Here is a 10,861-nt window from a genome sequence, read left to right on the forward strand (position 1 = left end):
ATGAGTTTTTCGAGCATTAACATACAAGGAAACATCATTTCTTCTGAGATTTTAGACAAAATCCGTTCAGAAGAAAAATATAAATTTCAAACTCCCGAAGCTTTCGGCTTAGCACGAAGTGCTTCCTTGAGAGATGAAATTGGTATGGCTTGGTCTATTATGCGAACGCATTGGCAAGCCTATAAAAAACGTTTAGAAACACTACCGCAAGGTGATAGCGGTACATCATTAACCCGAGAAAAGTTAATCATTCCATTATTAATAGAATTAGGCTATCAAATGGGATTGCAACGATCCCAACTCATTAATGGTAAATCCTATACCATCAGTCATAGTGCTACTAATAAAGATGATTTTCCCATTCACATTATGGGATATAATGACAATTTGGACAAACGCAGAGATACTGGCAGTCAAAAAGTTTCGCCTCATGCGTTAGTACAAGAATACCTCAATAATACCGAACATCTATTTGCTTTAGTGACCAATGGACGTCAATTGCGTTTACTACGTGATGCCACTCGTTTGGTGCGTATGAGTTATTTGGAATTCGATTTAGAACGGATGTTTGAGGAAGAACTTTATGCTGACTTCTCGCTCCTATTTCGAGTGTTACATGCTAGTAGAATGCCAGATAAAATTGATGCTGGTGCAGAATCCATCATTGAGTTTTATCATCAGGAAAGTATGGCTTCGGGTACGCGTATTCGAACCAAATTGAGTGAAGCGGTAGAAGATTCCATTAAAACCTTAGCCAACGGTTTTCTTTCTCATCCTAAAAATGAAGAATTAATAGCATTAATAGAAAATAATCAACTCAATGCCAATACTTTTTATACCCATCAGTTACGATTGATATACCGCATTTTGTTCTTGATTGTATTGGAAGAACGCAAGTTGATTTATCCTGAAAATTTATCTGAAGAAGAACAACGCTTCAGAGAAATCTATTATAAATATTACAGTATTGAGCGTTTACGTAAACTAACCGAAAACCGGGTGTATGTTGATGGCGACAAATACGATTTGTGGGAAAGTTTAAAAACCACTTTTCTACTATTTGAACAGCAAGAATACGGTAACAAAATTGGCATTAAACCTTTGGGCAGTGGCTTGTTTGCTCCAGCTGCTCTAGGTACACTAAAAGAACAATTTTTAAGTAACGCCAACTTAATTGAGGTACTAAAACGCCTAACCACATTTGTAAACGACCAAAAACAATTGGTTCGGGTTAATTACTCTGATTTAGATGTAGAAGAATTTGGTTCTGTTTATGAAGGATTGCTGGAATATGCTCCAGTTATAGAAAAAATTGGTTTAGAATACCACTTTGCTTTTGTAAAAGGTGATGAACGCTCAAGTTCAGGTTCGCATTACACACCCGAAGAATTGGTAAAACCGCTTATCAAACATTCGTTAGAGTATATCATTGCTGATAAACTAAAAAAAGCCAATCCTGAGGAAGCTTTGCTTTCAATTACAGTATGTGATGTAGCTTGTGGCTCGGGTCATATCTTGCTTTCGGCAGCTCGTAAAATTGCAGCTGAATTAGCTTCCCTTCGTGAAGGTGCCGAACAACCGTCACCGGCTTACTACCGTGGTGCCATACGAGACGTGATTAAAAACTGCATCTATGGAGTAGATTTAAACCCATTGGCGGTAGAACTCTGTAAAGTAGCACTTTGGTTAGAAGCACACGAACCAGGTCAACCGATGAACTTTTTAGACCATCACATTAAGTGCGGAAATGCTATTGTAGGTTTAGCCCATTTTGAAGAATTAGAGAATGGTATTGCCAGCGAAGCATTTAAAACATTACCTGGTGACAACAAAGAAATAGCTGCTGCCTTTAAAAAACGTAACACTTTAGAACGCAAAACCAAAGAACAATTAAGTACTTATGACGTTGCCAAAGTAGACGATGATTTAAAAGGGTTACAAAAAGAGTTTACCTCGTTTTCTCAATTACCGGAAAACACACCGGAACAAATTGCCCAAAAAGACAAAGCCTACCAAGACTTAACCCAAGGAAAAAAGTGGTTTAGACTGAAACAAATTGCTGATTTGCAAGTGGCACAATTCTTTATCCCGAAAACAGAAGCCCATAAAGAAAAGCTGACAACACATAGTCAATACATGAGCTGTCTAAAAACGGAAGCTCAAATTTTAGATCGAGGAACTGCTTTGGCAACAAGTTTAGACAAACGTTTTTTTCATTGGTTTTTAGAATTTCCACAAGTTTTTCAAAATGGTGGCTTTGATTGTATTTTGGGTAATCCACCTTATTTAGGAGGAAAAAAAATAAGCGGAGCTTATGGAGGTGATTTTTTGAATTTTATTCATTACGAATATCAAGGCGTAGGAGGTCAATCTGATTTAGTTACATATTTCTTGAGAAGAATTAATGAAATAATAAACAATCGAGGTTTTTTAGGATTAATTACAACAAACAGTATTTCTGAAGGAGATACAAGATCAGGAGGACTGGATATTATTTGTTCTCAGAATGCAGAAATAGTTTTTGCAATAAAATCTACACCTTGGGTAGGAGAAGCAAATTTAAACGTATCACTTCTTAGCATAACAAAACAATTAAATTGCTTTAAAAAATATCTCAATGGAAAAGTTGTAGAAAATATTAGCCCCTTATTTAGTGAAGACAATGACTTCAAATTTCCAAATCCATTACTTCAAAATCAAGATTTGATGTTTCGTGGTGTTGATTTTGGAGGAACGGGTTTTATTCTTGATGAAGAAGAAGCAAAATTCTTGCTTAAAGATGAAAAAAATAGTAATGTAATCTCTAATCTATTAAATGCCGATGACTTATTAAATATACCTGACTGTAAACCAAAACGACAAATAATAAATTTTAGAGATTTTGAACTTTCAAAAGCTAAATTATTTACTAATGTAATGAAAATTGTTTTAGAAAGAGTTAAGCCTGAAAGAGAGTCAAAAAATGACAAAGCTGCCGCTACAAAATGGTGGATTTATAAAAGAAACAAAGCCGATCTATACAAGAAAATGGAAAATTTAGATACTTGTATAGTAATTCCATTTACTTCTAAATTTTTAATTGCGGAATTTACAAATACAAATTATGTAATTAGTAATGCCTTAAATATTATATCAAATGACCAAATAGAATTTTTAGGATTAATTCAGTCAACTATACATGAAGAATGGGCAAGGAAATATGGCTCTTCATTAGAAACTAGGATGAGATACACTCCAACAGACGTTTTCGAAACATTTCCTTTACCAAATGACATTAAATTGATTAGAAAAGTTTCGGAAGATTACCACTCAAATAGAAAAGCTATTTTAAATAATCAAAAAATAGGGTTGACAACTTTGTACAATAAAATGCATACAACAGAAAGTGAATTCAATTCCATAAGAGATTTTCAAAACGAGCTTGATTATAAAGTTATTGAAGCTTATGGTTGGCAAGACATTTCTTTGCGTCATGATTTCTATGAAGTCGATTACTTACCAGAAAATGACCGTGTACGTTATACCATACATCCAGAAGCTCGCAAAGAAGTTTTAAAACGGTTGTTAGAACTAAACCATAAAATCCATGAAGAAGAAGTAGCTGCTGGTTTGTGGGATAAGAAGAAGGAGAAAGTGGTGAAGGAGAAAGCAAAAGTACAAAAACAAAAAACCAATCAAGTGTCAATATTTGACACTTCAAATGATACAATTATGAAAGAGTTTACCAATACAGATGGCATTTATAAAATTGCAGACGTAGCTCGAATAATCAATAAACCAATTGAAAGAGTGAGACGTTGGTTCAATAAATTAGCAGAAATAGACTATGAAGGACTAGATAATTCAGTAAAAACAGATATAGATAATCGTCGTATCAGTTTCCACGGATTAATTGAATTGGTAGTTATTGGAGAATTAATAGATAATGATTTCAATATCAGAGCCATTTTTAAAGCAAGACAGGACTTGTCTGATAAAACAGGAAAGCCATTCCCATTTGCAACCAACAATGTAAATCAAAAATTAAAAGTTTCTGGAAGTGATATTACTTGGGATTTTGAAGACGGTAACATTACATTAAATGGTAAAAACCAATTCAATTTAGATATTGTTAGAGAATTTTTTAGAGATATTGAATTTGACACATCTGGTATTGCACAAAGAATAACACCTTCAAAAGGGTTGAAACGTATTGAAATTACCCCAAAAGTTGGTGGAGGAAAACCTTCAATAATCAGTCAAAAAGGAGTAAATGTTGAAACTATTTTACACTTCTATTCGGGACCAGAATCAATTGAGGAAATCATTGAAGACTATGAAATAAGTAAAGAAGACATAGAAGCAGTATTAGCCTATCAATCATAAGTATGATGAAAATATATATTGACTCAAATTATCCTAAACCAGTAGTTAAACTACTGGAAGATGTTCATAATCTTCAAAAGCAAAAAAAATATGAAATAGAACGTTGGGGTGACTATGAAATAAATGAAAATGATTTAAATAACTCAATTTTTCTTGTTGTAGATTTTCAGAAAAAAGGAATTTCAATTCCAATAATTAAACAATCAGAAGAAGGATACAAAACAATAGTTTGTAGAGTAATGGATGATAAGATTGACCGTTTTGAGTTCGCTATGACGGTTCTAAGAGTTTGGCCACATATTATTGAGAAATCATATTCTAGTAATAATTTGTTTTCATTTAAATATGGGGGTAAGAATTTAAAAAAAGTAAAATAAATGGTTACAATAAATTTTACACAGAATATAAATTGGTTTAACGACGAAAAATTTCTTGTAGGAATAGACGAGATCGAAACAATAGAAAATCAAGCATTTGATTTTCTTTTCGATGGTATCAAATACGAATGGTTTCAAGAGTTTCAAGATCAAAATTTAAGTCAAGTTTACGAAAAAATGACACCTTATTTTTTTGAAGGAGATTTTAGAGGTGAAATTCATAAAAGATATTTCAATCTTCAAAAATTAGGAATTTTTAGTAGATGGCTTTTGATTACTGTAACAGATGAAATAACAGATTTAAAAATAACGCAGTATATTGACAACAATGAAAACAGCGATGGCATTGTAAGATACATAAGCTCAATAAGTGCTTTAAGAAAAAACAATCCTATAGCTTTACAATTAGATACATTTTTTTCTTGGAATTCATTTGAATTTTCTAGTGTGGAGCAATTATCAGAAGCTTTAATTATTTCTGTTAATTACCATAATGAATTTCATAAGCTAAATGTTTATAATGTAGGTCAAGGTAGTTTATCTTCAATAGCAAGTCTTAATAACATTCCATTAGTTTATTATGACATGGGTGGCGGGTGGCGGTTTTTTAAAAATACCTACCTTAAAACCAAAAAATTATGTTTTTCATTTGCTAAAACAATAATACTCTCCCATTGGGATTGGGATCATTTAGAAACTGCTAGGAGATATAGCTATACTCCAGAGTGGGAAAAATTTCGAGATAAAACATGGATTGTTCCAAAGCAAAATATTACTTCTTCTTACATGAAATTTTTGTGCAAAATAGCTGCGATTAGTGATGTTTTAGTTTGGCCAGAATTTGGATTAGACAGATTTACTTTTTGGGGTGGTGATATTATTAAATGTAAAGGTGTTTCAAAAAACGACAGCGGTTTAGCGTTAGTTGTTTCTAGCCTCAATAATCCCATTACAAATGTTTTACACTCTGCTGATGCCGCATTTAAAGATATTCCATTTTTAAATGAATATAAGTTTGATGGTTTGGTAGCTACTCATCATGGTGCTAATTTTGAAATAAATAATTCTGATGTTCCACTACCTTTTGACAAATATCATATAGCTTATTCATATGCACATACTAGATATGGTCATCCAAGAACAGATGCTGTTAATGCTTATATTGCAGCTGGTTGGGTTAAAAGACGCGATACTATTAATGGAAGTATTTCTTTTACATATGTAAATAATTTAAATGTGCCCTGTGGAGGAAATTGTGATTTAATTATTGAACAAATATTTTAAAGAATTAAAAAGCATAAAACATTATTTTTCATTTTTACTGTGAAAAATAAAATGTATAAAATCAATTTCAACTAATAAATAATGGAACAACATCATATAATTCAGGCTATTCAAGATTGTAAGGCAGGTAATATGCTATTTAATAATGGAGAAAATTTGTATTGTTTTCTTTATCATAATACTTGGTACCCGTTAAATGCTATTGTAAATCATGCATCGCAACTTGCAAACGAAAATAAAGAATACACAAAAAATGGTGCATTGGTAAAGATGCAAGAGTTGTTTGATTACATACAAGTGAAACGAGTAAATGTTCAAAATGATATCTTGGTTAATTTGACATCTGAGGAGAAGTTTGAGGAGATCAGAAAGTTATCGGAGATGATTAATCAACTAGCAAGATAGTAGCTAAAATAAATAAAAATGAACTATGGATAATACCATTAAACTATATTCAATTAGCGAACTTTTAGAAAGGAATTTTTATATACCTTCTTATCAACGTGGCTATCGCTGGACAAAACAACAGGTAGAGGATTTATTGAATGATATTTATGCATTTGCCATTCGTAAAAAAGCAGATAACGAATTTTATTGTTTGCAACCGGTCGTAGTTAAACCACATAAGTGGCATAGAGCCTTGCCAGACAATACTCAGGAAGAAGTAGAAGGTTGGGAATTGGTAGATGGTCAGCAGAGACTCACAACTATCAGGGTATTATTTACCTATCTTATTAAAGAACATTTAAAAGGGGATTCTTTAAAGAAAGAATACGGAAAAGATGTTTTTAAAGTAGATTATGAAACAAGAGAAGATACAGAGCATTTCTTAAATCATATTACAGAGAACAACACAGAAACTATAGATTATTATCATATATCCAACGCTTATAAATATATAAGGGAATGGTTTGAAAAGCAGGAAAGTCAGAGAGGCGTTAGAGAAGCTATCATTAACACATTAGTATATGCACATGGGGATGTTAATAATCCTATTAAAGGAGCTGTTCAAGTAATATGGTATCAAATTGAAGATGGCAAAAACCCAATAGCCACTTTTATCCGAATCAACTTGGGTAAAATATCCCTTACAAGTTCCGAACTTATCAAAGCACTATTTTTACAAGAAGGAAATTTTGGTGAAGATAAGAATGAGTTGGCCAAACTTCGTCAATTGGAAATTGCAAACGAATGGGATAGGATCGAAAACACGTTACAAGATGATGACTTTTGGTGGTTCTTGAATAAAGATGAGAATAAAGTATCGTCAAGAATTGAATTTATTTTTGAAATAATTAAAAATGTAGCCATTAAAAATGACCCAGAAGTTAAATTTAGATCAAGTAATTCTGTAAATTTAGAGGAAAGAAAAAAAACGAATCCCACTATTGAAGAGACTATTGGGACAGATCAATACGCAACTTTCCGTTTTTTTTACAAGCGTTTTGATGATGGTTGTGATTTTGTTTTCATAAAAAATGAATGGAGTACGATAACTTCTTATTTTAATACATTCTTAGAATTGTATAACAACCCGATATGGTATCACTACATTGGCTTCTTAATTTTCTGTGGAGAAAATATTGTAGAACTTTTTGATTTAACTAATTCAAATTCTGATACTAAAGAAGATATCACCAGTAGTATGATAAATCAAATAAAGAATCGTTACAAAAAAATAAATTGGTCATTTGATGAAAATCAAGAACCTTTTTTGGATTTAAGTTATTTAAAACAAAAAGATCAAATCAGAGAAATCCTTTTGCTATTGAATATACAGTATATCATTGACCAATCCATAGGGGTTATATCTGCAGATGATGAAACGGAAAAGAAAAATATTATTTTCAAATTTCCTTTTAAAACGTTCAAAAATGAAAAGTGGGATGTTGAGCATATTGACTCTTCCACTGAAAACCAATTAAATGACAAACCAACGCAAATTGAATGGTTGAAAACCTCAATAATTGATTTACAAGATATTGATGAGTTTAAAAAGGATTTTATACTTAAGGAACGAATTAAATCATTTAACGAGGATGCAAAAACAAAAGAAAACTTTGAATCATTACAAGGTGAAATAATCCGTATTGCTGGTGAAGGTTTAAACGATGAAAAACTTAAAAACAACATTGGAAATCTAACCTTACTTGATGCAGGAACAAATCGCTCCTATGGAAACGCATTATTTTCCTCTAAAAGGAGGATAATCATTGAAAAAGACATGAATGGTACTTTTATACCAATTTGGACAAAAAACCTTTTTCTCAAATATTTTGATTTAAATGCTGGAAGTAGAACCAAATGGAATGAGTTAGACATAAAGAATTATAGAAATATTATTGCCGAAAAACTTCAAGACTTTTTACCTAACAAACCTTAAACAAGATAGCTAATGAATAAGTATAATTTAATTGATATTTTATCCAAAGAAATCATTATCGAAGAGCAAGATGCTCAAAAGTCTTATAAGTTTGAGGGCATTCAAATTCCTATGATTCAGAGGGATTATGCACAAGGCAGAGAAGATGAAGGTGAAATACGCAAGCGATTCCTCAAATCTATATTTACGGCTCTAGTAAGTGATTTTAATTTGGAATTAGACTTCATTTATGGTTCTATAAAGGAAATTGACAAGAAAACACATTTCATCCCTTTAGATGGACAACAAAGGTTAACTACATTGTTTTTATTGTATTGGTATATTGGCAAAAGAGAGTTAAAAGACGAGAAATTAGAAGACTTGATCACTTCACTTAAAGGATTTACTTATGCAACCAGAATGAGTGCCAGAGATTTTTGTGAAAAATTAATAGAAATAACGATAAGTTTTGATAGTACACCCAAGAAAGAAATTACAAAGAAAGCATGGTTTTTTGGTAGATTTGAGAAAGATCCAACAGTAAAAGCAATGTTGATAATGCTGGATAGTATTCATTCGTTATACGAACGAGAATTCGCAAATAATTGCACTATCCAATTATTTCCATCATTATCTAAACTTTGTTTTTACATTCTACCACTTGGAGGTTTTAATTTATCGGATGAGCTTTATATAAAAATGAATGCAAGAGGAAAACAGCTCACGGATTTCGAAAATTTTAAAGCGGACTTAATCAATTGGATAAGAGGTGAGAAAAATCCTTTTAATTCTCAATTCCAAAATAAAGTAAAACTTAGAGAGCGAGAAATGCCTTATCATCTTTCATTTGCAACAAAATTAGATAACAATTGGACACATTTATTTTGGGAATATGCAAAAGATAAGGGAGTGGACAATATTGATGTTTTTTACCTGCGTTTTTGGAATCGTTTTCTATTAAACCAGCATATTATTTCAACTTCGGATAGTGCTGATTCGATTGAAAAAGGGGATGTCTTTAAAAGACTTTACGGTGGTGATGATAAAGTAATTAATTTAAAATATAATGGGTTTGAATTTTATGAGAAACTTTTTGCAAAGACGGGTGTCATTTTAAATGTTCAAAAAGTTCTTGATAGCTTATCAGAAAATTTTAATGAAATTCAAAATAGTATTGTACCAGTTTGGACAGAAAATGAAAGTTGGAATTTATTTGATGAAAAAATAAACCAACCACAAAGAATTTTATTTCTTGCCGTATCATTATATCTTGAAAGGAATATTTTTGATAATGGTAAATTCAAGAATTGGATTAGGGTTGTTTGGAATATTATTGATGACCCAGACATCAGAAGTATTCCAGTAATGATTAATATTATGAGAATCATTAACAAACTATCTGAGGGATCTGGAGATATATATAATTTTCTTGCTAGTCCATCTTTACAAAGTATTATACAAAACGAATCATCTTTTGTGAAAGCACAATTAGAAGAAGAAAAATTAAAAGCTGAATTGATTATTGCTGATTCAAATTGGGAGTCTTTACTAATCTCTGCCGAGAAACATGCTTTATTTCAAGGGAATATAGGCTTTTTACTTTTGCACAACCCGGATAGTAAATGTTTCCAACATCGATTAGTTATCGCTGAAAAACTTTTCTCTTATAATGGATCTAAGGATACTTTCGCAAACGACCATCTTCTATTGAGAGCTTTTGTCTCGAATATTGTTGTTTGGGACGATTTATTGAAATTTAAATTTGGAGACAATTCTTTTAATTGGAAATTGTTGTTAAGAAGAAATTTGAATGTTAAATCATTTATTTGCAACTTATGTGATTTAACGGATGAAAATTCAGTAATTATAGATTTAAATACAAAGATTAAAACAAGCTCAAATATTAGCGAATTTACTATAGGTTCCAATACACTAAATAAAGCAAGGTATATTCATGCTAAATTATATCAGGATTCAGAATTTTTCATTTGGATGCAACAAAATGAAACATTAGAGCTAAAATGGGCAAATGAGCAATTGTATATTAGAAAACCTAGTGCTTGGCATAAATGGGTAGCCATTGATGGTTTTAGAAATGAGTTAGTTACTGTGCTGATAAGTAAATTTAATCTGCAAGTTGAACAAAAATGTGGTGATTCAAATTTTTATTGGGGATATCATACTAAAAAAATAATTCTTTCAAAACAATACAATCATTTCACAATTGTTGGTGAATTTGATGAGTATGGTAATTTAACAATTGGTGTAAAAGATGATGGTAAATCCACCATTTCAACAAATGCAATTATTGATGCTAATGATATTGAAAATGATTGGTTAATAAGAAAAAAATATTCCTATTTTAACTTGACAAACATCAATGAAGTTGGGGCTTTGGTAAATCAAATAAATAATGAGGTTTTTGATGAACAGACAATGGGGAGTATTCTTAGTATCATTATTTAATTACAAC

At 31.4% G+C, this 10,861-nt stretch carries 6 protein-coding genes; all 6 read left to right on the plus strand.

What is annotated here, in order from left to right:
- The 6 genes from AC23MC_RS00485 to AC23MC_RS00510 all read left to right on the plus strand — a co-directional run bounded on the left by AC23MC_RS00485 (position 1) and on the right by AC23MC_RS00510 (position 10,854).
- A complete protein-coding gene (locus AC23MC_RS00485; protein WP_487566508.1) occupies positions 1 to 4,365 on the plus strand; it encodes an Eco57I restriction-modification methylase domain-containing protein in 4,365 nt (1,454 codons plus the stop codon).
- A gap of 2 nt (positions 4,366 to 4,367) precedes the next feature.
- Positions 4,368 to 4,742, plus strand: coding sequence for a hypothetical protein (locus tag AC23MC_RS00490; RefSeq protein ID WP_487570618.1), 375 nt, complete (start codon positions 4,368 to 4,370; stop codon positions 4,740 to 4,742).
- Entirely contained in the window at positions 4,743 to 6,026 is a 1,284-nt protein-coding gene (locus AC23MC_RS00495) for a ComEC/Rec2 family competence protein (protein ID WP_487566506.1), read from the plus strand. It abuts the gene before it with no gap.
- An 81-nt stretch (positions 6,027 to 6,107) separates the two neighbouring features.
- The gene (locus tag AC23MC_RS00500; protein WP_487566505.1) at positions 6,108 to 6,431 is read left to right on the plus strand and encodes a hypothetical protein; all 324 of its coding nucleotides are present in this window, start codon (positions 6,108 to 6,110) and stop codon (positions 6,429 to 6,431) included.
- Positions 6,432 to 6,456: 25 nt separating this feature from the next.
- Complete coding sequence (locus AC23MC_RS00505) at positions 6,457 to 8,409, plus strand: DUF262 domain-containing protein (protein ID WP_487566504.1); 1,953 nt, start codon at positions 6,457 to 6,459, stop codon at positions 8,407 to 8,409.
- A 12-nt stretch (positions 8,410 to 8,421) separates the two neighbouring features.
- A complete protein-coding gene (locus tag AC23MC_RS00510; RefSeq protein ID WP_487566503.1) occupies positions 8,422 to 10,854 on the plus strand; it encodes a GmrSD restriction endonuclease domain-containing protein in 2,433 nt (810 codons plus the stop codon).
- Positions 10,855 to 10,861 lie beyond the last annotated feature (7 nt).

The organism is Flavobacterium sp. T50_26 (assembly GCF_057652995.1).